This is a genomic window from Runella aurantiaca (assembly GCF_003339505.1).
GTDB lineage: Bacteria > Bacteroidota > Bacteroidia > Cytophagales > Spirosomataceae > Runella > Runella aurantiaca.
The window spans coordinates 121,264-147,873 of the sequence record NZ_QPIW01000004.1; the positions used below are offsets into that span (position 1 = coordinate 121,264).

Below are 26,610 nucleotides of genomic sequence, written 5' to 3' on the forward strand. Positions count from 1 at the left end.
TAACCTCAACGATGTTAAACCCTAATCGCGATTTTACAATTCTTTTGGTTGACGACCGTGAAGAAAATTTATTGGCTCTTGAAGAAATGTTGGCCGATGAAAACAGGGTTTTTATCAAAGCTACTTCGGGCAATCAAGCCCTACGCCACGCCCTCCGAAACGACAATATCGGCTTGATAATGTTGGATGTTCAAATGCCCGAAATGGACGGTTTTGAGGTGGCAAGGTTGTTGAAAACCAACCAAAAAACCAAGCACATTTCCATCATTTTTGTCACCGCAATCAATAAAGAAGAGCATTATATGCTCAAAGGGTTTGATGAAGGTGCGGTAGATTATCTCCAAAAACCATTGGATATCAACGTCACCAAAGCGAAGGTGAAGGTTTTTCAGCACCTGTATCAATACCAACAAGAACTTAAGTACACGGCCATTGAGCTCCGGCGAATCAATCAGCAGCTAGAAAAGTTTGCTTTTATCATTGCCCATGACATGAAATCGCCGCTTACGGGCATTATTGGCGCTTTGTCATTGTTGGAGATGGACGAGGACGGCGAATTGAGTGCCGAAGAATGTAAAGAATATATCTCCCACTCCAAAGAAGCAGCACTGTATTTGGCAAATATGATTAATGCCCTGCTGGACTATTCACGCAAAAGCCTGGCCGAACAAACCGTTGAGGAAGTAAACGTACAGGATATGGTGGAGGAGATAGTCCATAATTTGTTTTTGCCGCCGCATGTTACGTTTAAAATCACGACCGCTTTGCCGATTTTATGGACTAAAAAACTGAAGCTCCAACAGGTATTCCAAAATTTAATCAGTAATGCCGTAAAATACAATAACAAACCCGACGCGACTATTGAGTTGGGATGCCAGGAAAAAGGGGATTTGTACGAGTTTTATGTGCGAGACAATGGTCCTGGGATTCCGTTTCAGGACCATGAAAATATATTTAAATTCTTCAGAACTTCAATCAATATGGCTACCTCAGAGAGCAGTACGGGGGTAGGGCTTTCGATCCTGAAAATACTAGTGGAGGAGCAGGGTGGCAAAATCTGGGTGGACTCGGATTCCAGCCTCGGAAGTGTTTTTTACTTTGAATGGAAAAAGTAATTATCGCTAAAGAGAACCGAATTGTACGTTTTCTAATATCCCAAAAGTACAATTTTTTTTATCCTCTTTTTGATTTTTCGGGTGCTGTACTTCGAGCAACCGTGCATCCCCAACGGTAGATTAATTTAACAAAAAGAATTAATCATTGAGGAATCATTTGATTTCATGCAAAATGGGTATATTTGTTATACCTATGTATTTATAAATAGCATACCCAAACGTAAGCATCTTTCAACTTTTCAACTTCGAAGTAGTCTCATGAGGTGGTCATAAATCTAACCCATAGCAGTTTGTTGAAAAAGTAATATGATTTAGTAAAAAAATTAAATAATCCTACTTGTTGTCGGTCGTTTATTGAGTGTATATAGGTATAATACACACTCTAGCTTTGTGGCTTATTCATCAATGCTTGTTATGTAAAAGGTGATTTATGTAATAAATTTTCGATACACAATTTGAAATACGAGTTGTAATGTAAAAAAAGCTGATTAATTGTTTACAAAACAACAAACTAAAAGACATATAAAATATGGCGTGTAAAGAGAGGGTATCGTAGAATAATGAAGGAGCGATGACTAATCAGGATAAATTTGCTCCGTAATTTAAGATAAAATGGTTTACGACTAAAAGGACCTGAAAACTTCCCCAAAAATCTAATTCGTCTGATTTGGCTTTTAATTTTAATATCCTAATACAGCAGAATATACAGAGTGACATAGGGAGCTTTTTTGAGTACATAATCTGCATCGGCATTTATCATAATTATTTCAACGTTAATGAAACAAATTCTCATAAAATAATTCAATTCAGTACTCATGACTAACCGTTACAATGTTCTTATTGTAGAAGATGATGCGTTTATTCGTAAAGTTCTTCGTCAATCCTTAAAAAATGATTTTGAAGTTACCACCCATATTAATGGTATTGAAGCCATGAGCTGGTTGGAACAGGGGAATCCTGTGGATGTCATTTTGACCGATTTGCAGATGCCCTATTTGAACGGACAAGATTTGATCAAGACGATACGGGCCAGCCCGATGTTTAAAAATCTGCCGATTATTATACTTTCTACCTACGACGATAGCAATACCCGTATAGCCTGTTTGGAATTGGGAGCTGATGATTACATGACCAAACCTTTTAATCCTTTGGAGGTGAAGGCGAAGGTTTTGGCCGTCATGCGGAGATCAAAGTAGCTTGTTTGACCGCTACTGTTTCCGAAATGTCACTTTATTTCAGTCATTCTATCCCTTGATAAAAGTCAAATGGAGTCAGAACAAAAGGGTTCGTTTCGAGCACTGTATATCGAAGATGACCCGCAACGGGTATCACTGCTGATTAATGACTTCGGGGCATTAATCGATATTATACCAGAGCCAGATTACGTAGAAGCGCTGGATTTTCTAGAGATGGGAAATCCCGTCGATTTAGTCATTTGTAATGACTCAGAAGGCTACCGTGATTTCTTGAAATCACTACGAAAAACGGCCTACTTCCAATCATTGCCCGTTATTTTGTTCAGAGAAAATGGCGAGCTAGACCCCAAAATAGCGCAAGGGCAAGTAATTGATATGTTTGAGCTGCCCTACCCGCTGGAAGCCCTCAAAATCAGGCTCAATTACCTCATTCAAAAAAAACAATACCAAGAATCTACCCGCACTCCCTACAAACCGAAGCGTATAAGAAGTCCTTTTGGAAAAAGGGCGTTTGATATTGCGGTTTCAGCAACGGCCCTGCTGATGATTTCGCCTTTGTTGGCGGTGGTGGCCGTGTTGATAAAATTGGATTCGAAGGGTCCGATTTTTTACCGTTCCAAAAGGGTCGGAATGGGCTACCGGATTTTTGATATGTATAAGTTCAGGACGATGCGTACCGATGCCGACAAGATGTTGGCCAATATGGCCTCACTCAACATGTACAATGTAGCACCTGCGGTAGCCGTGAGCAATTTGTGCGAGGAGTGCCAAGCGGCAGGCACGGAATGTCAACAAATTCTATTTTTAGACAAAGAACAAATCTGCGAGAAACTCTACCACCAGAAGCAAAAATCAAAGGCTACATTTTCCAAGTTTAAAGAAGACCCGCGCGTCACTAAACTGGGGAAATTTCTGCGCAACTCCAGCATTGATGAGCTTCCTCAGTTGTTTAATATTTTGTTGGGAGATATGTCGTTTGTTGGCAATCGCCCATTACCTCCTTATGAAGCCGAAAAACTCACCGCAACGGGTTATGCTCGGCGGTTTGCCGCCCCAGCGGGCCTGACGGGCCTTTGGCAAGTGACCAAACGCGGCAAATCGAAAGTATCAGACCTAGAACGCATTCAATTGGATGTGCTTTACGCCAAGAAATATTCGTTCAAAACCGATTTAATTATCATGATTAAAACAGTGAAGGCGGTTTTTCAAAAGGAGAATGTATGAGTACGCAGCCACTTGTCTCGTTTATTACCGTCAACTACAATCAAGCGCAAGTCACCTGCGACATGCTGGAGTCAACGCGTACCCTGACGTACCCCAATATCGAAATAATTGTGGTAGACAACGGCTCCGCCGAAGACCCCACCCCGCTGATTGAGAAAGGCAATTACCCCAACGTGAAGGTAATTCTGACCCATGCCAATTTGGGTTTTTCGGGTGGCAACAACGCTGGAATCAAACAGGCCAAAGGAGATTACTTTTTTTTATTGAACAACGATACCATCGTCACCCCCACGCTGGTAGAAGACTTGTTGGCCCCTTTTGCCACGGATGCATCCATCGGGATGGTTTGTCCCAAAATTCGTTATCACGACCACCCGACCATTCTTCAATACGCGGGGTATCGCCCGTTAGACCGCCTTACGGGTCGAACGTGGGCCATTGGGTTGCAGGAAGAAGATAAAGGACAACACGATGTGTCGGGCGCTACGTATTTTGCCCACGGTGCCGCGATGATGGTGCGGCGGGAGGTCATTGAGAAGGCGGGCTCGTTGGAAGATAGTTATTTTTTATACTACGAAGAACTCGACTGGTCGGCGCGAATTCGGCGGGCGGGTTTTAAGATTTATTACGAGGCCAAGGCCCTCATTTACCACCGAGAATCCATGAGCGTGGGCAAAGCCAATCCGCTCAAAGAGTATTACCATATCCGCAACCGCCTGCTTTTTATGCGCCGAAACGTGACGGGCATGGCCTTGGTTACTTTCTGTTTGTACTACTTTCTGTTGGCCCTGCCCAAAGCCGCGTTGGTTCATTTGGTACGCGGACAAACGAATTATCTGAAAGCCATCAAGGATGCCATCGTCTGGAATCTGACCCATAAGGTCAACCAAAACGGTGACATTATTCCGTCGGTGGCGTTGGATAAACCTTACAAAATATAACTCCTTCGGAACAAAATGGCAGAAATTTTACTCCTCATTTGTATCGGTCTTGTGGTATACACCTATCTCGGATATGGATTGGTGGTGTGGTTGCTCATTCGTATCCGTGGAAAACGCCCTTCGGCCAAAACCGATGAATCCTATTCTCCTGAGGTAACCTTGGTGGTTCCTGCTTACAACGAACTTTCGTGTTTGCCAGCCAAAATCACCAACTCGTTGGGACAGGATTATCCGCGTTCTAAAATTCGATTTTTATTTGTCACCGAAGGCTCCACCGATGGCTCCACCGAGTGGATTAAAGCGCATTACGGACAAGAAGTAGACGTACTGGGCGGCACCGAGCGCCGGGGCAAAGTGGCAGCCATGAATGAAGCGCTGAAATACGTAAAAACCCCGATTGTGATTTTTACGGATGCCAATACACAACTGAACAAAGAAGCCATTAAAAACATTGTTCGGCATTTTCAGGACCCGATTGTGGGCGCGGTAGCGGGAGAAAAACGAATTCTGACCAACGACGATGAGTCGGCGGCGGGGTCGGGAGAGGGCCTGTATTGGAAATATGAATCGCAGCTCAAACGTTGGGATTCGGAATTGCATACCATTGTGGGGGCGGCGGGGGAGCTGTTTGCGGTACGAACGGAGCTGTACGAGCACGTTGAACCCGATACCATTTTGGATGATTTTATTATTTCGCTCCGTATCGCGGGCAAAGGCTTTAAAGTGGCGTATGAGCCTGAGGCCTATGCGTTGGAGCATCCCTCGTTTTCAATTTTGGATGAACAAAAGCGGAAAATCCGTATTGCGGCGGGCGGTTTTCAATCCATTGTACGCCTGAGTTATTTACTCAATCCCTTCAAATACGGCATTTTGTGCTTTGAATACGTTTCGCACCGCGTGTTTAGATGGGCCGTGGCCCCGATTTGTTTGCCGCTGATATTTCTGCTCAACGCGTGGTTGGCTTACTCGGCTTTTCAAGCGCCGTCGTCGATGGGAACTGCTTGGATTACGCTATTTGTACTGCAATGTCTGTTCTACGGGGCGGCGTGGGTAGGTTATCAATTGGAGCAACGCCGTTTGCGCTGGAAATTACTCTTTGTTCCCTTTTATTTTACGTTTATGAACGCGTGCGCTTTGGCGGGATTGGTACGATACTTGCGTGGTAAACAATCAGGCACATGGGAAAAAGTTCGCCGGGCCGATGATGTGTTGCTGAAAGTGGAATAGGTAAAAAAGAGCGTATTGAATGGTATCTTTACTCAACAACGAACAGTCAAAATTTTGGCTCTACGGCATGGCAGGCATGGTATGCACGCTTATGTGCGGCTATTTGATTGCGGCGTTGGGTATTGCGGGGGCTGGCGTGGCGGTTGTGCTGCCCATCGCCTGTTTTGTATTGATTGGTGTTTTTGCCGAGCCGCGTATTGGCCTATTGTTATACCTTCAACTTAATTTTTTAATTGGCGTCGCAGCGCGGTTTCTGACGATAGACCTGCCCTTTGGAGTATTTATTGATGCTTCGCTGATTCTGACCATGTTGAGTTTGTTGGTCAATGCCAAGCGCTACGATTGGGGGCGGTTGCACCATCCTGTTTTTTACCTCGTGGCGTTGTGGGTTTTCTTTACAATACTCGAATTCTTCAATCCTGAAGCTCCCTACAAACCAGCGTGGCTGTATAATTTCCGAAAATTTTCGCTCTATTGGATTTTGGCTACCTGCATTGTATTGGTGGTTCCGTTTAAAAAGTCTGATATAAAAATCCTGATTCGCACGTGGTTGTTTTGGTCTTTTTTGGGGGCACTTTGGGGTTTTAAACAACAATACATTGGGCTTACGGCCAATGAACAGAATTGGCTTGACATGGGGGGGAGTAAAACCCACGTGCTGTTTGGGGTTTTACGTATTTTTTCGTTTTACACTGATGCCTCACAATTTGGGGCCGAAATGGCCGCTACCACCTTGGTCTGTATTATTTGGTTTTTTGAAGAAAAAAAGTGGATTTATAAGATAGGTTATCTTGCGTTAGCATTGGTGTATTTTTGGGGATATGCTCTTTCGGGCACCCGTAGTGCGTTATTTGTGCTGGTGGGTGGCTACGCATTTTACCTACTTCTACGTAAAGACATTCAGAAGATGATGATCGGAGCCGCTGTGGCATTACCGATTTTTATCATTCTGATGTATACCAATATCGGTAGTGGCAACTATCAGGTACAGCGAATGCGTACGGCCTTGCGACCAATGGAGGATCCGTCTTTCATATTACGACTTCAAAACAAAGAAAAATTGGCCCGCCTGATGGAAAATTACCCTTTTGGGGCAGGGCTGGGAACGTCAGAAGCGGTAGGGCAACGCTTTTCCCCCAATCACTGGGCCTCACAGATTGCTCCTGATAGCTGGTATGTGATTCTTTGGATTGAAACAGGAAGTGTAGGAATGACGCTCTATGTTATTATCTTGGTAAGTATCATCGCTTTTGCCACGTGGAAAGTCTGGCAAATCAAAGACCCGTGGCTGTTCAAAATTATGGTCACAATGCTGGCGGAGTTGGGTGGCATTGCAATAATGGCCTATTCAAATCCCGTCATGGGGCAGTTCCCGACAAGTGGGGTTATTTTTATCTCTATGGCCATGCTGTCGACCTGTCATCGGTGGGATACGACCACTGTGGTGTCTGTGCACAAAATAGATGCAGTAAGTGTTTGATAATCAATTTATTAATTGGTATTTTTTGACTTATGAAACGTCGTCGTGCGCTTTTGGGAATGGCTCTTTTAGGGGGAAGTTTGGCTTCTTTCGGAATCTTCAAATGGATAAGCTGGCATAAAACCCCTGATCTGGCGTATCTTTTAAATCAAAAACAATTGCTGGCTGCGCTGAGTGAAACCATTATTCCTGCCACCGATACACCCGGGGCAATTGAAGCTGGGGTTGCTGATTTTATCCTCAAAATGGTCGCTGAAAATATGGATACAGTATCGCAAAATCGGTTCATCGACGGCCTGAAATCAGTGGAGTCGTTTTCCAAAGACACCTTTGCAAAATCGTACCTTGAATGCACCGAAGAACAAAAAAATGCGGTCATGCAGCATTTTGAGGAAGAAAGCAAGCCGCTCGACGGCATGGCGGGTAAGATACAGCGCAAAGTATTCGGAAATCCTTTTTTTCCGATTTTGAAAGAATATACTTGTATTGGGTATTGTACCTCAATGCTGGGGGTCACCCAAGGCCTTGCATATACGCTTGTTCCGGGTCGCTTTGCGGGATGTGTTCCGATGACGGAAAACCAAAAATCGTGGGCCACAAAATAAACTATAGCTGATTTTAAACACCAACTCAACGTATGTACCCCGCCAATCCTACCCTTAAAAATAAACAGTCTTCCACTTACGACGCTATCGTGGTAGGGTCGGGTATAAGTGGCGGATGGGCTGCTAAAGAATTGTGTGAGAGGGGATTAAAAACATTAGTACTGGAGCGAGGACGAAATGTAGAACACGTAACCGACTACCCGACGGCGCTCAAAAGTCCGTGGGAGTTTCCGAATCGGTTGAACAATGTCATCAAAGACCAAGTCGACAATCCCGTTCAGAGCGTTTTGTACAACGAAGGAAGTAAACATTTTTTTGTCAATGATAAAGAGCATCCTTACATTCAAGAAAAGCCATTTTCGTGGATTCGAGGGTATCAGGTAGGAGGGCGTTCGCTGACGTGGGGCCGGCAATGCTACCGACTCAGTGATTTGGATTTTGAGGCCAATGCAAAAGAGGGAGTGGCCGTCGATTGGCCCATTCGTTATAAAGATTTGGCACCTTGGTACGACTACGTGGAGCGATTTGTGGGCATCAGCGGCCGGGCCGAAGGGCTGTCACATTTACCCGACGGTCAATTCCTCCCCCCGATGGAGTTCAACTGCATCGAAACGCATTTTGCCCAACAGATAAAAAGTCACTATAAAGACCGTCTGGTTACCATTGCCCGAACTGCCAACCTCACCAAAGGCTGGAACGGACGCGGCCCGTGTCAGTACCGCAATCTTTGCGCTCGGGGATGCCCTTTTAGTGGGTATTTTAGCAGCAATTCCGCCACGTTGCCCGTGGCAATGGCCACTGGAAATCTAACCTTGCAACCCGATTCCATCGTCATTGAAGTGTTGTTTGACGAACAAAAAAATCGGGCAACGGGGGTGCGTGTCATGGATGCGCACACCAAAGAGGTGAGAGAGTGCTATGCCAAAATCATTTTTTTGAACGCCTCCACCATTGCCACAAGTGCGCTTTTATTGAATTCTGTCTCCCATCGTTTTCCTGATGGCTTAGGAAATTCGAGCGGGCAGGTGGGCCGAAACCTCATGGATCACTTTATGATGGGCGGAGCTACGGGAGAATACGAGGGCTTCAAAGATAAATACTACGAAGGTAGGCGCCCCATCGGGATTTACGTGCCCCGTTTTCGAAACCTAAATGCCCAAACCAAACAGAAAGATTATCTGCGGGGGTTTGGTTATCAGGGAGATGGTGAGCGTGCCGAATGGAGCGATCAGTATAAAAGGGTAGAAGGTTTTGGCAAAGATTTTAAAACGGCACTGACCCAACCGGGGCCTTGGACGATGTTTATCGGGGCTTGGGGCGAAACGCTTCCTTATGCGGAGAACCGTATTTGGCTAGACAAAGAGCAAAAAGACCAATGGGGATTGCCGCTGGTTCGGGTATTTTTTGAATACCATGAAAACGAAATCAACATGCGCAAAGACATCAAAGAAAGCGCCGAAGAAATGCTCCAAAAATCAGGTTTTCAGAAAGTACAACAGTTTTATTACGACCTACCTCCTGGCTCGGCAGTACACGAAATGGGCACCGCCCGGATGGGCCGGGACCCCAAAACTTCGGTATTGAATGGCTATAACCAAATGCACGACGTCAAAAATGTGTTTATCACTGATGGAAGCTGTATGACTTCTTCTGCCTGCCAAAACCCATCACTGACCTACATGGCACTGACGGCCCGGGCCTGTGATTATGCGGTGTCGGAACTTAAAAAATTGAATTTGTAAATTGATTAGCCAGCGTACAAAAGGAATCCTAAAGGGCGGCAGCAATACTCGGCTTTTGCCAAAGCCCGTTCGCAGCATCGTATTGTTTTAGGATACGGGCGGGATTTCCCCCCACCACCGAATATGGCGGAACATCTTTCGTAACCACGCTTCCGCCCGCTACCACTGAGTGACGGCCAACGGTTACCCCCGCCGTAATGACGGCGTTTGCGCCAATCCAGCACTCTTCTTCAATGACAATCGGACGCGTCGTAACGGGTTGACGGTGAATGGGTAACATGATGTTTTCATACACATGATTCAAGCCCGACATTACTACGTGCTGCGCAATAATGACGTCGGAGCCAATCGTGACGGGGCCGATGACCACCGAACCGATTCCGACCGTGCAATGCTCGCCGATGGTCACATCTCCTACGCCGTTGTTGACCACGCTGAAAGACTCAATCGTACTGTGAGCACCCAGCGTAAAAGCATTGAACGGCAGTACATCCATCCGCACGTTGGCACGAATGGCCGCCGATCGGTGCTTTTTATGAATAAATGGGTTGACAAACCAGCTCACCCACAGGCGTGGCCGGGCCTGACCCGTGGGAATGAGCATCCAATGGACGAATCGTTTGAAAGACGGACGGCTGTCCAGATAAGTTTTTATACTCATTTTTTTGGTAATGCTTTCGGGAAAAAACGTGTTTCAATGGCATTCATTAAATCTCCCACCGAATTTTCCCATGAGTGTTCGTGTGCAAAGGCAATGCGGGCTTCTAGCGAAGAAAGTTGTTTGCCCTGAAGTACATCTTCAATTTGCGCGATGAATTGGTCGCTGTTTTCGGCCAAATTTACGTGGTCTTTAAACAAATCCATGGTCTCGGTTTTGACCGCAACGATGGGTTTGCCCATGGCGAGGTATTCGTCTATTTTGCGGGGATAATTCCCAATCGTTACCTCGTTCAATTTTTGAGGATTAATCAGCACGTCCATTCCTTCTAGGTATGCAGGGATTTGTTGAGGGGTTTTGGATCCCAAAAAATGGACGTTCGGAAGTGCTTTTAGGCGTTCAACGGGGAAAGAATCGTCGGTTGAACCAATCAAAACCACTTGCCAATCGGGACGTTGGGCCGCAACGGTTTCAATGAGCGCGCCATCGAGGCGCAGGCCTGTCAGCGCACCGGCATAGCCCACCCGAGGGTGCGGAATTGCCTCCAAATCGGCGGGAATTTTGTCTATTTTGGTAGAATCAAAAAGTTTTAAATCACAGCCTTGACCCACATACACCGATTGAGGATTGTATCGAGCCGCCTGATTGGCCAAATAAATAGAATTGCTGGCTATCATGTCTACTTTTTCCATCAGCAAAGGCTCCAGACGCAGACCGTGCTTGCGCCAAAAATCAACGGCCAGAAAATTATCCCGTAAATAATACACTGCTACCTTGGGTTGCAGGAGTTCTTTCATAAAAAAGCCCTGCAACATATCGTTGTCATTGATTAAAATAAATGAATCCCAACCCAATTTTTTGACGGCGGCGGCAATTTCATGCGCTATTTTTTTTGTGTTATAACGATTGAACCAATCGTACAACGCCCCATCGGGCATCCAATTGATGGAGGCCATGACCGATTCTGGGCTTAACACCCATAAATTAGCCCCGTCCTGAATCAGGCGTTGGCCTTGATGCTTTGCCAAAAATTCACTGCGTAGTTGCGCACGGCCTGATTTTTGCGAGATAACGGTCGACCAGTCCAATGGGTCGTTTATAAATAAAACCTGATGGGATTGAGATAGGACCCGCGCCATATCCCGAATATTACTGCCCAAATGCGTCTCTTCCCAAATTTGCCGGGAAGTAATAACAATATTAAACTTTTTGGAGGATATGCCCATCTTATTGGAGATAGAGTTAGGTATATTTTGTTAGGTTGCTTTTTGTGGATATTTTATTTTGTCTGCAAAATGTTATGGAACAAAATACTTCGGGCAATAAATGGCCATTATTGATAATTTGGCATGGTTTTTAGGGATATAAAGAAGGGTGTTCTCTGGTTTGGAGTTGTTCGTTCTCAAAACGTGTTTTGCAAGCGTGAAAAAAGTCATAACGTTAATAAATCAAAGATAATAAACGATTTATCTCTTTCAAGAGAACAGGAAAGGAGTGTGCCGAGGGTTTGATTTGATAAATATATTATAGTTAATTTTGGTAAGCAAGGACTGTTTTATTTTTTACCCTTGGTATAAAACCTGCTGCTTATTTACGGTGTATCTTTGGGGTCGAATAGAATCAAAACTTAATCGGCCAAAATTGGTTTATTAGGTATCAAAAAGGCAGTCTTTTAGGTATATACGTATTAATTGATTAAATGGATGATTATGTACTTTTACAAGTGGTCTTCTTTTTTTTGCCACCATTATTGTCTGTTATTCATTAGTGGGGCATTGCTGTGTGGGCCAGTGTTTGGACAAAACTCATCTTTTCAAAAAGGATCCGCTACCAATATGCGGGGCTCTACATTGGGGACGGCAGACTCGCTGTATGTTGATTTTAATAATGATATAGCCATGCAGTTGTTACCCTTTAATGACTTGTTTGAATTGGCGTTGTCGCATTCGCCATTGCTCAATTTTGAGAAAGAAGTGGCCAATGCTCAGGAGGCATCGTACAAACTTTCAAAGTTACAAATCTTGCAATCGGTGACGGCTGGCGGGAGTTATTCGGCGGGTAATCAGGCCATTATTTCGACGGGGTCGGGGTCTACGGGAGATGCTATCGGACAAATTGCGAATGGATACCGGGTAGGGTTGAATCTCCAGCTTAGTCTGTATGAAATCATAGGCAGAAAACACATGCTTTCGCAGGCCAAAGCTACTTATCAATCTACTCTCACCCGTAAAGAGATACTCGAAGTGCAACTAAAAAGGGAGTTGATTGATTTGTTTCAGGATTTGGTGACGGCGCAGAAAGTGCTTCAACTCAGACTGAAAGACCAGCAAATGGCGACGGTGGCGTACCAAATCGCAGAGGTGGAATTCAAACAGCGGAAATTGGATGTGAATGCATTCTCGAATGCGAGCAAAAGCTATTTTGGCGTTCTTTCTTCCATTGAGGAAGCGAGAGGGTCTTTTTTGAAGTATTTGTATAATCTTGAGGCGCTGGTGGGAGTTCCGATTCAACGCCTAAAACGTAAATAAACTTGACGGATGACAGTTAATCATTTTATACGTCTTCTGAAAGAAAATACACTGTGGATTATTCTGTTCCCGCTGCTGACGGCGGGCGCGGTTTATTATTTTACCCGTAACGAACAAAAAGAATATACCGCAAAAGCAACCGTTTATACTGGGCTTGCCTCGGGGTATTCTATTCAATCGGTCAATAAATCAGGGACTCCCGATTACACAACCATCAGCAATGCTTTTGATAATTTGCTGACTACGTTGAACTCAAACGAGACCATGCGTCAGATTGGCCTGCGCTTATTGGCGCAGCACCTTGTGTTACAAAAACCCGACAGCCTTGTTTTGGCACAACCTGGGTTTACTGAATTACAAGATGCGGTTCCTTCACGTTTTCGGCTTGACTTATTGGCCAATTTGGACTCCACAGGACTGTATCCCAAGCTAGAGGCGCTGGCCAATTCAGATAAAGACAACCCAATTAAGAGTCTCTTAAACGACCCCTATTCTTACTACTCTACCGAAGGAATTGCCAAAAAACTGAAGGCAAACCGAAAGAATAGCAGCGATATGATTGAGCTAGAGTATGAGTCGGACGACCGGGGCGTGACCCAACAAACGCTCGCTCATGCCGTTCGGGTGTTGAATGCGCGTTACGTTTCTCTAAAAAGCATTGACGCAAATCCCGTTATTGATTATTACAAAGGCAAATCTCAAGAAGCACGGGATAAGCTAGAGGAGATAGAATCCAAACTGCGGGAGTTTAATATTAAACACGAACTGGTAAACTTTGCCGAAGAATCCAAAAATGCGGTATTCTCCCGCGATGGGTTTGCCAAAGAATATACCACAGAATTGATGCGCAACCGCGCCGTAAAAGCTGGTATGGATGCCCTCCAAAAACGAATGGGGCAGCGTGGTAATCTGCTGTCTATCAATGATGATTTGATTCAAAAGCAGACTGAACTTTTGTTTGCCGAAACCGAAGTGGTAAGTGCGCAGTCGAGTGGGCAGAGCAACGGCCAAGTCAGTAGTTTGCAGGCTAAAGCAGACCGGATAAAGGAAGAAATGAAGGAGATTTCGCGGCGGTATTATGCCGCAGGCAATTCTCCCGAATCTCTGCCCCAAGATAAATTGGTGGAAGATTGGTTGGCAAAAGTGATTGAGTTTGAAGAGTCAAATGCCCGCCTCGATGTGTATAAAAAACGCCTTGGGGAATTTCAGGCTAAAATGACTGAATATAGCCCGTTAGGAACAGACCTGCACCAACTGCAACGCGAACTCGACGTGGCAGAAAAGGAATATCTGGCTTTGACGGCCAGCCTAAACCAAGCGCAAATCTATCGTCAGGACGTGTTGGAGGATGATATACTGAAGATTCTTGACCCGCCTAGCTATCCGTTAAAGCCCAAACCGAGCAAGCGCCTGTTGCTGATTGTGGTGGGTTTTGGGGTTGGTCTTTTTATCGCACTATTGATGACGGTCATTCGTTTTCTGCTCGACCGCCGGCTTGATTCTCCCGAAAATGCCGAAGCAAAAATCGGTAAACCGGTGATTATTGCTTTTCCAAAAGTAAAAAAATTGACCCTTGGCTCGAAGGAGAGCCGGGCCGCAATGAGTACGTTTGAGCAGTTGACCAATGCCATCAACATTGAGATTTTACAGTCGGCGTCACAGGTCCCGATTCCGTTGATTACGCTGGTGAGTATGCGTTCTAAACAAGGTAAAACTTGGGTAGCCCACGGACTGGCGCGCTTGTATGCCGAGACGGGGCAGCAAATAGCCTATTTTTACCCAAAAATTGCCAAAAATGAACTTCCTTTTGAACAAAATGGAGTCCATTTTTTCCCTTATTCCATTCGGCCAGATTTTATGAATGTGTCTGATTTGACGGGGCTGTTGGAGGAGGATAAACCCTTTGCAACTTCGCCTTTTCATAAAATCATCTTGGAACTGCCACCGCTGGTGAGTAGTCCTTTGCCGCTGTATTTGTTTAACAAATGCCACGTTTCGCTTTTGGTTGTGGATGCAAACAGCGTGTGGGGGCGTAAGGAGAAACAGCTGATGGATTTATACAATAAAATTTCTACCAAGAACCCCATAATTATTTTAAATCGTGTTGAAAAGGAGTATATTGATGCCCCAACGGTGAAAGAAGCGGAGCAAATTTTAGTGCCGTCTGAGTTGTTGCTCAAACACCAGCGAAAACTGCCGTCTGCCTCCCAAACCTAACCGATTTAAAGCCCGTTTGCCAACGTTATGAGTAATACTAAAAAAGCGATTGATGGGGGGAAATGGATTACTATTTCTACCGTCATATCCACTGTATTTCAGTTTGTTCAGGTCACAATTCTTGCCCGATTATTGGATCCCGCCGTTTTTGGGGTCGTAAGTGTAAGTACGCTAATCATTAATTTCTTCTATATTTTTAGTAATCTCGGTTTTTCAAACTCCATCATTTATAAACAGGAAAACGACCAAAAAGCGTTGTCTACGCTGTATTTTCTGAGTCTCCTGATGGGTTTTTTTATTTTCCTTATCGTCTTTTTTAGCTCACCGCTTATCATCGCGTATTACCATGAGCCGAGGCTTGATAAGGTCATTAAGTTGGCGTCGCTGTATTTTGTGATTATTTATTTCGGCCAAATTTACCTCTTTCTGCTCCAGAAAGAACTGCGCTTCAAGTCGATTGCTCTGATGGAAATTGCGGGAGCGGTGGTAGGTGCTGTTACTTCTATCTCGTTGGCATACAGTGGTTTTGAAGAGTTGTCGTTGATTTACGGACAATTGGCCATGCACGTTGTTCGTACGGGTTTACAAATTGTTTTTGGGCTAAAGTTCTTTTTCCCGTCGTTGTATTTCAACTTGGGAATGATCAAGGAGCATATTCGTTTTGGAATGTACAATGTAGGCGATGGACTGCTGGGGTTTATCCAAGGAAACGCCGATACGATTGTGGTGGGTGGCGTGTTGGGGGTTAAATCGTTGGGTTTTTATACGGTGGCGGCCCAATTGGCGGTGTTTCCGATTACCAAGCTCAACCCCATTATATTGCAGGTGGCGTACCCGTTGTTGGCCAAAATGAAAGACAAAGATTCGGAGCTACGCAAGTCATATATCAAAATTTTGGATTTGATTAGTTATCTCAATTTGCCTTTGCTGGCGGGGTTGTTTATTACGGCCAACAGTGTTATTCCGTTGCTGTACGGCACAGGCTGGGAGCCGACCATTCCGTTGATTAAGATTTTTGTTTTCCAGAGTTTTTTCAGTTCGTTGGCGCATCCATTGTATACCATTGCCTTTACCAAAGGCAAGCCAAACTTGCTTTTTTATCTTAATTTAGTCACGCTTATCATTAAGATTCCGTTGCTCTATTTCTTTGGGAAATACTGGGAAGTCACCGGCATTGCCTTTGCGTTTTTGACGGCTACGTTCATCTATTTGGTCCTGAATTTCGTGATTGCCCACTCATTAATCGGTCCTTTTTTGAAAGAGTTTTTGACCAATCTCAGCAAACCATTGCTGTTTTGCCTGATGATGGTTGGCGGGGTATTTTTGTATCAACAGTTTGTCGGCAGTGAGGGGCTGCTCCATACCTTGATTCAGATTGCCATTGGTGGGGGCATTTTTGCGGTTCTGACGTTGAAGTTTAAACTTTCGTTGTCAGAAATTAAAAATTTCAGGAAGACAGTGTAAAAGTAGAAAATGAATCAAAATAGACAGAACGCATATCCTCAAAAAAGTTGTTTACACGGAGAATAATAGATGTATAGTGGTTTATGACCACCCCTAACCAACGTTGCTGTGAATAATTCTTTACTTCCCACTTGGGTTTCTAAACATTTGTTTGCGTATCCGTCTGGCGATACTTCGGTAGAGCGTATCGCAGATATTCGGTTGAGGCTGAGTAAGTTTCGAATCGAAAATCCTGAAATATCCATCGTGATTCCTGCCTACAACGAAGAAGCAAATATCTTGAATCTGCTGTCGTCATTGGGCGACCAACAAACGACCCGAAGCGTGGAATTGTTGGTCGTGAATAATAATTCGGCGGACCGTACGCAAGAGTTGTTGGACAAATGCGGCGTACGGTCAATTTTTGAAAAACAACCAGGCGTGGCTTTTGCCCGTCAGTCGGGATTATTGGCGGCCAAGGGGCGAATCATCGCCAATGCCGACGCCGATTGCCTGTACCCGCCGGGTTGGGTGGAGGCAATTACGGCGCCACTCCAAAACCCCGCCATTGCGTGTTCCTACGGATTGTACTCGTTTTTGCCCAGTCCTCAATCGTCGCGGTTGGCGTTGTCGCTATATGAAAAAGCGGCACACCTGCTCAATCGGGTGCGCAATCGACACCGGTCGTACATGAATGTGTACGGCTTCAATTTTGCGTTTCGACGGGCAGATGCGTTGGCGGTGGGCGGTTTTGAGACCGATTCGGGGCGGGAAGGTTCCGTGGCCGAACTGATTGCAGCGGGAGAAGCCCCCCCGCCGTCGGGCCGTTGTGAGGACGGATTGATGGCTTTGGCGCTTCAAAATCAGGGAAAGGGCACGACTTACAGGGTCACGGACCCCAACGCGAAGGCATGGACCAGTGACCGACGATTGGTGGCGGATGGAAGTTTGATGAAAGCGTTTTCCAAACGTTTTTGGGGCGGTCTTCAAGAAATTGGCCATTTTTTATCCCCCACGCCAAAATCTTCCTCTTGAAATATTAGACTGGGCATGATGATGAATTTCTACAAAACGAATCGCAATGGAAACCGACCTGTGCGCTCATTTCTGTTGCTCTTCGTGGGGTGCTGGATGGCAGGGATGTTTGGGAGGAATGCATCTGCCCAGAATTGTGCCGATGGAAATACTATCAGTAATCAAACATTTGGTACTGGTCAGCGGGGGGCTTTGCCGAACGGCTATATCAATTATACTTACGTAACCGATGGCTGTCCGAATGACGGGCGCTACACGGTAGCGGGTATGGTGAGTGGGGCTTGTTTTACAAACAGTTGGCACGGCCTGAATGAAGACCACACCCCGGGAGACGCGGCAGGTAATATGTTGATTATCAATGCGCCTTATCCGGGTGAGATTTATCGGGAAACCATTGCTGGTTTATGCACCAAAGCGGCTTACGAATACTCGTTTTGGTTGGTCAATTTAAACCTCGAATTTCCGCCGGGAACCTGTGGTTTTGCCATACCCAACGACCCCGATATTACCATCCGTGTCGAAACGACCGACGGTCGATTGATTGATACTTTACACACGGGGGTAACTTTACGAACACCCACACCCGTTTGGCGAAAATTTGCTTTGACTTTCAATTTTCCTCCCATGCCAGAGGAGACGACGGATGTATTGATTCGGCTGATTGACAACGGAGAGGGAGGGTGTGGGAATGATTTTGCTATCGACGATTTGGTCTTGAAAAGGTGTACCGATTGTGAAAGTCCGAGTGTGTATGTGCCCGATATATTTACGCCTAATAACGACGGTCAAAATGATGTTTTGGACGTTTTTATGAGCAATGTAGCGGCGTTTGAATTTGTGGTCTATGACCGGTGGGGAAGTGCAATTTTTGTCAGCAGCGACCCAGCAGTCAAGTGGGACGGAAAATTTAAAAACGTGGCGTGCCAGGAAGGGATATATACATGGTCAATGACGTATACATTTACGACCTCAAACCAAAAATACACCAAAAACGGTCAAGTGGTGTTGGCTCATTAATTGAAATTAACCTTTTGCCAATCTTTTTAAACTTATGGTAGCCTCTGCCAATCATTTTGCAGGTGTCACGTTGCTCATCACGCATTACAATCGCAGCAGTTCGTTGGAGCGTTTGTTAAAATCATTTCAAAACTTGGGTTGCGTTTTTGACGACATCGTGGTATCTGACGATGCCAGTAAGCCTGAGCATTTTAAGGCGGTAGAGGCGATGAAAGAAAAATACGGATTTACGTTGGTTTCGACACCTCAAAACAAAGGGTTGGGTAACAACATCAATAAAGGACAAGCGGCGGTAAAATCGCCCTACACACTGTACGTTCAGGAAGATTTTGTGCCAAAACCTGCCTTCGTGACGCATTTTAAAGATGCGTTGGCGTTTATGGAGCTAGATAATGAGCTGGATATTGTTCGTTTTTACGCCTATTTTGTCTATCCGTACCTCAAACCCCACGGCAAAGGCTATTCGTTGATGGTGTTTAAACCGTTGATTTGGTACACCGACCACCTGAAATTTTACTACTATAGCGACCACCCACATTTGCGTCGAAGCACGTTTTTGGACAAGTTTGGCAAGTATGTCGAAGGCATTAAATCGGACAGAACCGAGTTTTTGATGTGTTTGTCGGTGCTAAAAAAGAAGGGTAAAGGTCTGTTTTTTAATGAATTTACCACCCTTTTTGACCAAAAAAACTCCAGTGATGAACCCAGTACCATTCAGCGAAGTAGTTGGCGAGAAAGCTCCAATCCTGCTTTTATGGCCTTGCGGTGGTTTTACTTAAAATTCCGATTGTTAAAAAACACAGTTGAACTTATTACTTTCAAATAAAAAGTACAGTATTGGTCGTCAGAGGCTTACTGAAAAAGTAGCCGAGACGGCGGTGAATGTGTATTTTTCTAAAAGATAGACCCGATGGCTAAAGCGGAGAACCATTTTTCTGGCGTTACATTGCTCATTACGCATTACAATCGAAGCAGTTCGCTGGAACGTTTGCTAAAAGCATTTGATGCTATTTCTTGTTCATTTGAAGACATTGTGGTTTCAGATGATGCCAGCAAGCCAGAGCATCAAGAGGCCATGGCAGAGATGCGTAAACGTTTTCCGTTTCGGCTCATTACGACGCCCAAAAACAAAGGGTTGGCCAATAACCTCAACAAAGGACAGGAGGCCGTTACAACGCCTTATACGCTCTATGTGCAGGAGGATTTTATTCCTAAACCCGCCTTTATCCCCAAGCTGAAAGCGGCGCTTGGGTTTCTCAATGACGATGCATCTTTGGACATGGTGCGCTTCTATGCCTATTATGAATATGCCCATTTGGAGCCGTTTAAAGGAGGGTTTTCGCGAATGGTGTACAAACCTTGGTCGGCCAAATACGATAAAATTTACTTCTACAGCGACCACCCGCACCTGCGTCGTAGCACGTTTTTGAACAAATTTGGCCGTTATGTAGAAGGGATTAAGTCGGACAAAGCGGAGTATATGATGTGCCTGGCCTTCATTCAAAATAAAGGTACGGGTCTGTTTTATGATGATTTCAAGGGGCTATTTGACCAAGTAAATTCGGACAATGAACCCAGCACGGTGCAGCGCAATAACTGGCGTCAACAAAGCAATAACCCATTCATACGCCTAGCGCGGACGCTGTATCGACAAATCAAATACAACTACGATTTACGCTTTACCCGCCCGCATTAGGATAGTGCAGCAGGTTTCTCAAAACCAGCTGCACTATCCGATAAATAGCTTTTTGCCACTAAAAACCCCCGCGAAGAAACTCTTCGCGGGGGTTTTTAGTGAGATGTACGGAATATTAAGGCGCTTTTACGATTTTACGGAAGGCACGTTGGTTGCCTTGCTGAATCTCGATGATGTAAGCACCTGGCAGTAAATTTGATACGTCCAACCTTTCGGAAAATGAAGGTGCCGTTTTAGTAAACGTTGCTTCTCGGTGGAGGATGCCCAGATTGGCATTGAAAATGCGTACCTGCAATTTTTCACGACTGGTACTTTCAAACGAAACCAGTACGTAATCGGTAGAGGGGTTAGGGTAGACGGTGACGATGTCGTGCAGTTTTACAGTTTCGGCAACCAACTCTTTCGGTGCAAAGGTGGCGTTGGTTTTGTCGCCAATGCGGGCTACTGGAGTCGATGTAGAGTCGGTGGTATTACTGACGACTTGGTCGGAGGCTACGATAAAAATAGGCGTTTCGGTCACGGTGACGGTCAATTGCCCCTGCGTGGTACTGACCAATTCTACGTTCATGGTGTCGCTACCGATGGTTGGCGTGTAGATTTTGGCCGAGGTGGCGCTTCCCAAATTTAACGTTGCCGAGCCCGTTCGACCTGTTTCGTCGGGAATAACTAGCGCGTAGGCCGATTTTCCGTTGAGTTCATAGCGGTCGATGATGGGGTCGTTTTGGAGGGTCTCTTTGTACGTATACTGCCCAAATTGATGGTTGGTCTGGTACAGAAAATCCGCCGCTGGTTTGCGCGTTTGGTTGTTGTTGAGTAGTCCAGAAGAGCCGAATTGGGTCGGATTATTGATGTCGTAGTCGTAAGTTTGGTAAAAATAAACCCGTTCGATGCCTTTGCGGGCGTAGAAAAGGGCATTTCTCAATATCCAGTCGGCTTGGGTCTGCAACACCGACTTATTGCCGATGGCAATGGCTTTTAGCGGACTTCCTTGGTTGACGTCGTAGCCAGTTTCGCTCATCCAGACGGGCATATCCTGCGATTCTTTTTGGGCCAATTGGATGAATTTTTCGGTCACTACTCCCGCTGCTGACACTTCTGGGGCCACGCCGCGTGTGCCAGTCCCGTCTTGTGTAGAAGATGAATTATCGGGATAAAAATGGTAGTTAATCACGTCCCAACACAAATTTACGCTTCCGTCTGGGCGGTACCCGCGAAATTCTTTGCACCAGTCAATCATTCCTTTGATGTAATCAACCCCAATAAAGGGAGACGCCAGCCCAGCCATAACAATCTTCATGGAAGGGTCGGCGTTTTTTACACCTACGCCGGGGCCCATCGTGTTTTTATGACCATCGTAGAAAGCGGACAAATTGGCGGCGTATTCACGGCCCGTTTGGTAGGCTTTACGACCCTTCCACCACTTGTCGCGCTCGTTGTCGCATTCCATGTATTTGATTAGATTCAACCCAATCTTCACTACGTTAATACCGTCGCCGTTCCATCGCTGGCTTGGGTCTACACTCAGCAAGGCAGGGTTTACGTTTGGGTTATTTCCATAGCGGGCGGCGTATTGAAACGCTAATTTGGCCTGCTCGATGTACGAAGCTGGCTCAGAAAAGTTTTTTCCGTAACGAACTGGCACGTTTTCTGAGTCTCTTTCACCTTCGGGATAGGTAGCGGTCATCCACGGTGGAATGGTTTTTAAACAGGCCAATACCTCCATACCTTCCGCTTTGAGGCGTGTATACAAGCCGTCGTAATCCCAGCTGCCGCTATGGGTTGGGTTAAAGGTGTATTTTCCTTCGTTGGGTTCCAATTTCTCCCAGTCAGCATAGTGCCGTATAACGCCGAAGGTCTTCATGACCTTCAGTTTGGGTTCACTGATACGGTTGTCCCAAGCTTCCTCAAAATCCCACTCAAACGCGTTTACGCCAATCATTTCCTTCAATTTAATGGATTTTTGGCGGTAAGGGCCGTTTGATGTTGTTGTGGGTGGTGTATATGCGCCGTACAATTCGATTTCGGTAGGATAGCCCCACCAAGCGTTAATGACCAAATAACGCGCATTGGTAATGGCCGAGTCTAAGTTGAATTGCGCGTCGCCTGTGGTAGAACGGCCCGAATAAGGACCTACCCAGCCGTTGTACACCTCCCCCTTAAACGTCGCAATAGGAACCCGCCGCCAATCGCTGGTGATAATCGAAAGTGTCATGGGCTTGTCGGCAAAAGAGCCTTCACCGTCAAAGAATTTGATACGGTCAATGGTCATTTGTTCGCCTTCTAAAAGCGGATAGTATGCGTCATAGTTTTCCAATACTTTGCTAAAGCCAGTATGCACGGTCACGTCGGTCACGTTGTCAAATAAGCCTTCCAAACCTTTGGGCGCGTTATTGAGCTGGTACCAGCGGGCGGCTTGAATCGGAATTTTAACCCCAGTATAGGTCGGCGGCGGTGGAGTAGCGGTAACTACGGTCAGGGTTTGGCCAACATTATTGGCTGGCAGATAGCTGGTATTGCCTGCTTGCGAAGCCGTAATGCTGGTCGTACCCGCCGTCAGAATGGTGGCTTTCCAGACACCAGTGGCGTTGGATACCGAAGCAACCGCTGGGTTGGAAGAAGTAAAGGTAATGGGCATTTGGTTTTGGTTACTGGAGGCGACCAAATCAAAGGGGGCATCACCGACTGTTTTTTGGGGTAACGCTCCGAAACTAATCACCGACTGAATTTGGGTATTAGCCCCTTTCGTTACGTTAAACCAATTGAAATTCCAACTGCCATTAACGGCATAAATTCGAATAATTTGCTTTCCTACTGGCAGCGCAACCGTAGTGCTGACGGTATCCCAGGTTTGCCAGCTTCCCGTAATGGGTAGGGTAAGGGCGCTCAGAACGCCTCCTGTAGTGTTTCGGAGTTCGAGTTTGCCATCCCCGTAAGGTTTGGCGATGCGAAAAGTAAACTTATAGGTGGCGGCTTCGTCGACGCTGAAATGATAGTCGAGCCAATCATTGTCATCAATCCAACCTATATTAAATCCCCCGCCTACATCTTGGGTATTTTCGGGTTTTACGTCGCTGATAACGTCGAAGTCTTCGGCTTCGGTTTTTCCAAGAATCGGTCGGCTGCCCGTGACCTCAAACCAGTTGAAATTCCAGTCGCCGTGCTTGGCATAAATACGCAGCGTTTGTTGGCCCGCCGAGAGAGGAATAAAAACCTTGGCCGTGGCCCATCCTTGCCACCCGCCCGTGTAGGGCAACACAATGGAGCCAAGTACCGCGCCAGTGGCAGATTTTACTTCAATGGTACCGTCGCCGTATCCTTTGGCTACTCTAAAACTGAAGGTGTAAATTCCTGAAGCGGACACGTTGACTATGTAGTCCATCCAGTCGCCGTCGTTAATCCAGCCAATGTTTAAACCACCGCCCGTATCTTGGGTGTTTTCGGTATTGATGCCGCTCATGACATCATAGTTTTCGGCTTCGATTCTGCCCGGAATGGCGTTGTATTTTTCTACTTCAAACCAGTTGAAGTTCCATGAGCCGTATTTGGCGTAAATGCGTAAGGTTTGTTGTCCTGCCGTGAGTGGAATAATGATGCTCGATGTGCCCCATCCTTGCCAGCCGCCTGAAAACGGCAAAACGACCGAACCCAGCACCGCACCGTTGGCGGTTCTTACTTCAAGGGTGCCATCACCAAATCCCTTGGCGGTTCTGAAACTGAATTTATACGTCCCGCTGACTGGAACATTTACATTATAGTCCATCCAGTCATTGTCTTCAATCCAGCCTACGTTTAGGCCACCGCCCGTATCTTGGGTAGTTTCAGTTGCAATGCCGCTCATGGCGTCGTATGCTTCAGCTTCAATTTTGCCTGGAATGGCCTTTTGGGCCCAAACGCTTATGGTTAATAACAGCAGGATTACATTTAGATAGAGTTTTTTCATAAAGCTTTATAAACGTTGAAGTTGTAATACTTTCATAGATTGGCATATTAGTTAAATATAATTGAAGTAATATCAAAAGATTAGGGTCATTGTTGTACTTAAACAATTAGAAATATAACTTTTAGGAATGTTCATCCTGAAAGAGTGGGTTATTTTTACATCTTTTTATTAGAGCGGTTAGTTTTTTTTGAAATACATTAAGCGTATTTTGCCATGACTATTCAACGATTGAAAAAAAACGCTTTATTTCCACCGAAAATACAATCTTCCTAATGCAATTTTTTGGATATTTTCTCCTGATGCCAATAGTTATCTATTTGGTATTCAATGTTTTGTATTTGTTGTTATCGGCGGTGGCGGGTCGTTTAGGTAAAGCCGACGATGTTCCCATTTCAACCAAACCCACGCAGACAAGAAGAATCGCGGTGTTGATACCAGCGTACAAAGAAGATAAAGTGATTATTGATTCGGTGGAGGCCAACCTTCAACTGGACTATCCCATAAGTTATTTTGATTTGTTTGTCATTGCAGATTCTTTTTTGCCCGAAACCCTCCAAAAACTGGCGACTTATCCCATCAAAGTCATTACGGTAGAATTTGAGCAATCTACAGTGCAAAAGTCAATTGCGTATGCGCTGCACCAACTTCCCCGCAATACGTACGATATAGTGATGGTCTCCGACGCCGACAATCACATGCGCCCCGATTTTTTGCAACGCATCAATTTGGCCTTTGACCAAGGCTGGAAAGTGGTACAGGGGCATCGGGTGGCCAAAAATACCAATACGGGTGTGGCGGTTTTTGATGCGATGAACGAAGAGGTCAATAATCATCTTTTTCGCGGCGGTCAGCGGGCGTTGGGCATGTCGGCTTCGTTGATTGGGTCAGGGATGGCTTTCGTACCCGATGCAATGATGCACGGAATGAGTCGCCTCCAAAGCATTGGAGGGTACGATAAAGAATTGGAAATGAATTTGTTATTGGATGGGTTTCATATTGCCTACCTGAAAGACGCGTACATTTATGACGAAAAAGTACAAAACCTAGCGGTCTTTGAGCGGCAGCGTTCTCGGTGGATTGCGGCCCAGATTCACTTTATTAAGTTTTACTTTACGACGGGATTCGCGCAGCTGTTTAAAGGAAATTTTCATGCCTTCAATGCTTATCTGAAAGGGTTGATTATGCCGCGTACGTTGTTGCTGGCGGTTTTAGGACTGGGCGTATTGATAGGTTTGGTATTCTTAAATATTCCGATTTTAGTCACGATGGGGAGTCTGTTGGGCGTTCTTGCCTTTACCCTTGCGATTTCTATTCCAGGGTATCTTTGGAAGAAAATTTCTGCCAAAGATTTTCTTCTCCTTTTTCAATTGATTTTCCGAATGGTGCGCTCTTTGCTCAACATCAAGGCCGCTAGTAAAAGCTTTTTGCCAACACCCCACGGAGAAACCGAAACAAAAACGCCTTAAAGAAAGGCTTTGATAGTTGGGTAAATTCGTTCAAAGGGCACTTATTTCAAGGTTTCATTTGCGGGTAGCATTGAACTTTCGGGCGGTGTTTTTTTGTACTCTAAACAGTACATTTCAAAAAGCCTCCTTTATCGTTTGTTCATGCGTCTTACTTACTTCAAACTCATCGCTACCGTTTTTTTCTGGGGCACTAATTTCGCGGCGGGCAAAATCGCCGTTCAATCCTTAGGACCTTATTCAACGGCCTTTATGCGGTTTGTCATCGGGGCGCTGTTATTGATGGCTTATCTGTACAAAACCAACGGCAAAATTCCTTCGCTCGCCCCTAAGCAATGGGGGCTGGTGTTTATCTCGGCATTGATGGGGGTGTTTTTGTATAACTTGTTCTTTTTCAGTGGTATTCAGTACATGCCCACGGTGCGGGCCTCGCTCGTTATTGCCTTTGCGCCCATTACGATTACACTGGGGAGTTGGCTTTTTCTGGGGGAGCAGGTGTCGGTTATCAAATGGGCGGGTATTGCGTTGTCTATTTTTGGGGCCGCTGTGGTGCTTGCTCGCGGTGATTTTTCCTCCCTTCTTTCCAACACAACTTGGGGCTTGGGTGAATTGCTCATCATGGGCTGTGTTTTGAGTTGGACGGTTTATACGCTCATTGGCCGAGTAGCCCTGAAAACCATTCCTGCGCTGTCGCTCAGTTCTTTCTCGACGCTGATTGGGGCGGTTTTGTTGTTTATCCCTGCGCTTCAACATGGGTTAATCGAACGTTTGGAACAATCAAGCTGGCAGGCTTTAGCAGCAGTAGTCTACATGGCAATGACTGCCACGGCGCTCGGCTTTATTTGGTATTATGAAGCCGTCCAAAAAATAGGTGCTACCAAAGCCGCCGTTGTTGGAAACCTGACCCCCGTTTTTGCGGCCATTATTGCCGTTACGCTTTTGGGAGAAGAACTGACATTGACAACCATCATCGGAGGGGTGTTGGTACTGGCTGGAGTACTACTGACGACGATGAAGTAAACCGTAGGGATAAGAGGGTGTAACAAAAAGAATGCATTTTCGTTTACTTTTTAATCATAATGG

20 protein-coding genes are annotated in these 26,610 nt (G+C 45.6%); 17 read left to right on the forward strand and 3 right to left on the reverse strand.

Features of this window, described 5'->3' with window-relative positions; all coding sequences use genetic code 11:
* The first annotated feature begins 11 nt into the window (after positions 1-11).
* From DVG78_RS07415 to DVG78_RS07450, 8 genes are all read left to right on the forward strand, one after another.
* Positions 12-1,115, forward strand: coding sequence for a sensor histidine kinase (locus tag DVG78_RS07415; RefSeq protein WP_114460461.1), 1,104 nt, complete (start codon positions 12-14; stop codon positions 1,113-1,115).
* 815 nt (positions 1,116-1,930) lie between these two features.
* The gene (locus DVG78_RS07420; RefSeq protein ID WP_114460462.1) at positions 1,931-2,311 is read left to right on the forward strand and encodes a response regulator; all 381 of its coding nucleotides are present in this window, start codon (positions 1,931-1,933) and stop codon (positions 2,309-2,311) included.
* Between the two features lie 69 nt (positions 2,312-2,380).
* Positions 2,381-3,535 (forward strand): sugar transferase, encoded by a 1,155-nt coding sequence (locus DVG78_RS30535; RefSeq protein ID WP_114460463.1) that lies wholly within the window; start codon positions 2,381-2,383, stop codon positions 3,533-3,535.
* Entirely contained in the window at positions 3,532-4,476 is a 945-nt protein-coding gene (locus DVG78_RS07430; RefSeq protein WP_114460464.1) for a glycosyltransferase family 2 protein, read from the forward strand. Before DVG78_RS30535 ends, DVG78_RS07430 begins: the two co-directional genes overlap by 4 nt.
* A 15-nt stretch (positions 4,477-4,491) precedes the next feature.
* Positions 4,492-5,703 carry a glycosyltransferase family 2 protein gene (locus DVG78_RS07435; protein WP_114460465.1) on the forward strand — a complete coding sequence of 404 codons (1,212 nt, stop codon included), beginning with the start codon at positions 4,492-4,494 and terminating at the stop codon, positions 5,701-5,703.
* Positions 5,704-5,722: 19 nt separating this feature from the next.
* On the forward strand, positions 5,723-7,183 hold the full coding sequence (locus tag DVG78_RS07440; RefSeq protein ID WP_114460466.1) for an O-antigen ligase family protein: 1,461 nt from the start codon (positions 5,723-5,725) through the stop codon (positions 7,181-7,183).
* A gap of 32 nt (positions 7,184-7,215) precedes the next feature.
* Positions 7,216-7,788, forward strand: coding sequence for a gluconate 2-dehydrogenase subunit 3 family protein (locus DVG78_RS07445; RefSeq protein WP_114460467.1), 573 nt, complete (start codon positions 7,216-7,218; stop codon positions 7,786-7,788).
* A gap of 32 nt (positions 7,789-7,820) precedes the next feature.
* The gene (locus tag DVG78_RS07450) at positions 7,821-9,530 is read left to right on the forward strand and encodes a GMC oxidoreductase (protein WP_114460468.1); all 1,710 of its coding nucleotides are present in this window, start codon (positions 7,821-7,823) and stop codon (positions 9,528-9,530) included.
* A 28-nt stretch (positions 9,531-9,558) separates the two neighbouring features.
* On the opposite strand, the gene DVG78_RS07455 is transcribed toward DVG78_RS07450, so the two are convergent.
* Positions 9,559-10,191 carry an acyltransferase gene (locus DVG78_RS07455; RefSeq protein ID WP_114460469.1) on the reverse strand — a complete coding sequence of 211 codons (633 nt, stop codon included), beginning with the start codon at positions 10,189-10,191 and terminating at the stop codon, positions 9,559-9,561.
* On the reverse strand, positions 10,188-11,414 hold the full coding sequence (locus DVG78_RS07460; protein ID WP_114460470.1) for a glycosyltransferase: 1,227 nt from the start codon (positions 11,412-11,414) through the stop codon (positions 10,188-10,190). Before DVG78_RS07460 ends, DVG78_RS07455 begins: the two co-directional genes overlap by 4 nt.
* A 609-nt stretch (positions 11,415-12,023) precedes the next feature.
* On the opposite strand from DVG78_RS07460, the gene DVG78_RS07465 reads away from it, so the two are divergent.
* The 7 genes from DVG78_RS07465 (at position 12,024) to DVG78_RS07495 (ending at position 20,124) form a co-directional block, all read left to right on the forward strand.
* Positions 12,024-12,716, forward strand: coding sequence for a TolC family protein (locus DVG78_RS07465; RefSeq protein WP_158549985.1), 693 nt, complete (start codon positions 12,024-12,026; stop codon positions 12,714-12,716).
* A 9-nt stretch (positions 12,717-12,725) separates the two neighbouring features.
* On the forward strand, positions 12,726-14,933 hold the full coding sequence (locus tag DVG78_RS07470; RefSeq protein ID WP_114460472.1) for a GumC family protein: 2,208 nt from the start codon (positions 12,726-12,728) through the stop codon (positions 14,931-14,933).
* Between the two features lie 27 nt (positions 14,934-14,960).
* Positions 14,961-16,397: an MOP flippase family protein gene (locus DVG78_RS07475; RefSeq protein WP_114460473.1), complete on the forward strand. Its 1,437-nt coding sequence runs from the start codon at positions 14,961-14,963 to the stop codon at positions 16,395-16,397.
* A gap of 108 nt (positions 16,398-16,505) precedes the next feature.
* Complete coding sequence (locus tag DVG78_RS07480) at positions 16,506-17,411, forward strand: glycosyltransferase family 2 protein (RefSeq protein WP_114460474.1); 906 nt, start codon at positions 16,506-16,508, stop codon at positions 17,409-17,411.
* Between the two features lie 15 nt (positions 17,412-17,426).
* Positions 17,427-18,428 (forward strand): T9SS type B sorting domain-containing protein, encoded by a 1,002-nt coding sequence (locus DVG78_RS07485; protein ID WP_114460475.1) that lies wholly within the window; start codon positions 17,427-17,429, stop codon positions 18,426-18,428.
* Between the two features lie 34 nt (positions 18,429-18,462).
* Positions 18,463-19,254: a glycosyltransferase family 2 protein gene (locus DVG78_RS07490; RefSeq protein WP_114460476.1), complete on the forward strand. Its 792-nt coding sequence runs from the start codon at positions 18,463-18,465 to the stop codon at positions 19,252-19,254.
* A gap of 84 nt (positions 19,255-19,338) precedes the next feature.
* Positions 19,339-20,124: a glycosyltransferase family 2 protein gene (locus tag DVG78_RS07495; protein WP_114460477.1), complete on the forward strand. Its 786-nt coding sequence runs from the start codon at positions 19,339-19,341 to the stop codon at positions 20,122-20,124.
* 115 nt (positions 20,125-20,239) lie between these two features.
* On the opposite strand, the gene DVG78_RS07500 is transcribed toward DVG78_RS07495, so the two are convergent.
* Complete coding sequence (locus DVG78_RS07500; RefSeq protein ID WP_114460478.1) at positions 20,240-24,064, reverse strand: carbohydrate-binding protein; 3,825 nt, start codon at positions 24,062-24,064, stop codon at positions 20,240-20,242.
* 272 nt (positions 24,065-24,336) lie between these two features.
* Between DVG78_RS07500 and DVG78_RS07505 the strand changes: the two genes are divergently transcribed.
* Both DVG78_RS07505 and DVG78_RS07510 read left to right on the forward strand, forming a co-directional pair.
* Positions 24,337-25,530 carry a glycosyltransferase family 2 protein gene (locus tag DVG78_RS07505; protein ID WP_114460479.1) on the forward strand — a complete coding sequence of 398 codons (1,194 nt, stop codon included), beginning with the start codon at positions 24,337-24,339 and terminating at the stop codon, positions 25,528-25,530.
* Positions 25,531-25,671: 141 nt separating this feature from the next.
* Positions 25,672-26,547 carry a DMT family transporter gene (locus DVG78_RS07510; RefSeq protein WP_114460480.1) on the forward strand — a complete coding sequence of 292 codons (876 nt, stop codon included), beginning with the start codon at positions 25,672-25,674 and terminating at the stop codon, positions 26,545-26,547.
* Positions 26,548-26,610 lie beyond the last annotated feature (63 nt).

Coding starts and splice junctions, on each gene's coding strand:
- DVG78_RS07470 (WP_114460472.1), top strand. CDS start 12,726: ATGACAGTTAATCATTTTATACGTCTTCTGAAAGAAAATACACTGTGG.
- DVG78_RS07460 (WP_114460470.1), bottom strand. CDS start 11,414: ATGGGCATATCCTCCAAAAAGTTTAATATTGTTATTACTTCCCGGCAA.
- DVG78_RS30535 (WP_114460463.1), top strand. CDS start 2,381: ATGGAGTCAGAACAAAAGGGTTCGTTTCGAGCACTGTATATCGAAGAT.
- DVG78_RS07485 (WP_114460475.1), top strand. CDS start 17,427: ATGATGATGAATTTCTACAAAACGAATCGCAATGGAAACCGACCTGTG.
- DVG78_RS07510 (WP_114460480.1), top strand. CDS start 25,672: ATGCGTCTTACTTACTTCAAACTCATCGCTACCGTTTTTTTCTGGGGC.
- DVG78_RS07465 (WP_158549985.1), top strand. CDS start 12,024: ATGCGGGGCTCTACATTGGGGACGGCAGACTCGCTGTATGTTGATTTT.
- DVG78_RS07415 (WP_114460461.1), top strand. CDS start 12: ATGTTAAACCCTAATCGCGATTTTACAATTCTTTTGGTTGACGACCGT.
- DVG78_RS07445 (WP_114460467.1), top strand. CDS start 7,216: ATGAAACGTCGTCGTGCGCTTTTGGGAATGGCTCTTTTAGGGGGAAGT.
- DVG78_RS07435 (WP_114460465.1), top strand. CDS start 4,492: ATGGCAGAAATTTTACTCCTCATTTGTATCGGTCTTGTGGTATACACC.
- DVG78_RS07505 (WP_114460479.1), top strand. CDS start 24,337: ATGCAATTTTTTGGATATTTTCTCCTGATGCCAATAGTTATCTATTTG.
- DVG78_RS07500 (WP_114460478.1), bottom strand. CDS start 24,064: ATGAAAAAACTCTATCTAAATGTAATCCTGCTGTTATTAACCATAAGC.
- DVG78_RS07495 (WP_114460477.1), top strand. CDS start 19,339: ATGGCTAAAGCGGAGAACCATTTTTCTGGCGTTACATTGCTCATTACG.
- DVG78_RS07420 (WP_114460462.1), top strand. CDS start 1,931: ATGACTAACCGTTACAATGTTCTTATTGTAGAAGATGATGCGTTTATT.
- DVG78_RS07450 (WP_114460468.1), top strand. CDS start 7,821: ATGTACCCCGCCAATCCTACCCTTAAAAATAAACAGTCTTCCACTTAC.
- DVG78_RS07440 (WP_114460466.1), top strand. CDS start 5,723: ATGGTATCTTTACTCAACAACGAACAGTCAAAATTTTGGCTCTACGGC.
- DVG78_RS07475 (WP_114460473.1), top strand. CDS start 14,961: ATGAGTAATACTAAAAAAGCGATTGATGGGGGGAAATGGATTACTATT.
- DVG78_RS07430 (WP_114460464.1), top strand. CDS start 3,532: ATGAGTACGCAGCCACTTGTCTCGTTTATTACCGTCAACTACAATCAA.
- DVG78_RS07490 (WP_114460476.1), top strand. CDS start 18,463: ATGGTAGCCTCTGCCAATCATTTTGCAGGTGTCACGTTGCTCATCACG.
- DVG78_RS07455 (WP_114460469.1), bottom strand. CDS start 10,191: ATGAGTATAAAAACTTATCTGGACAGCCGTCCGTCTTTCAAACGATTC.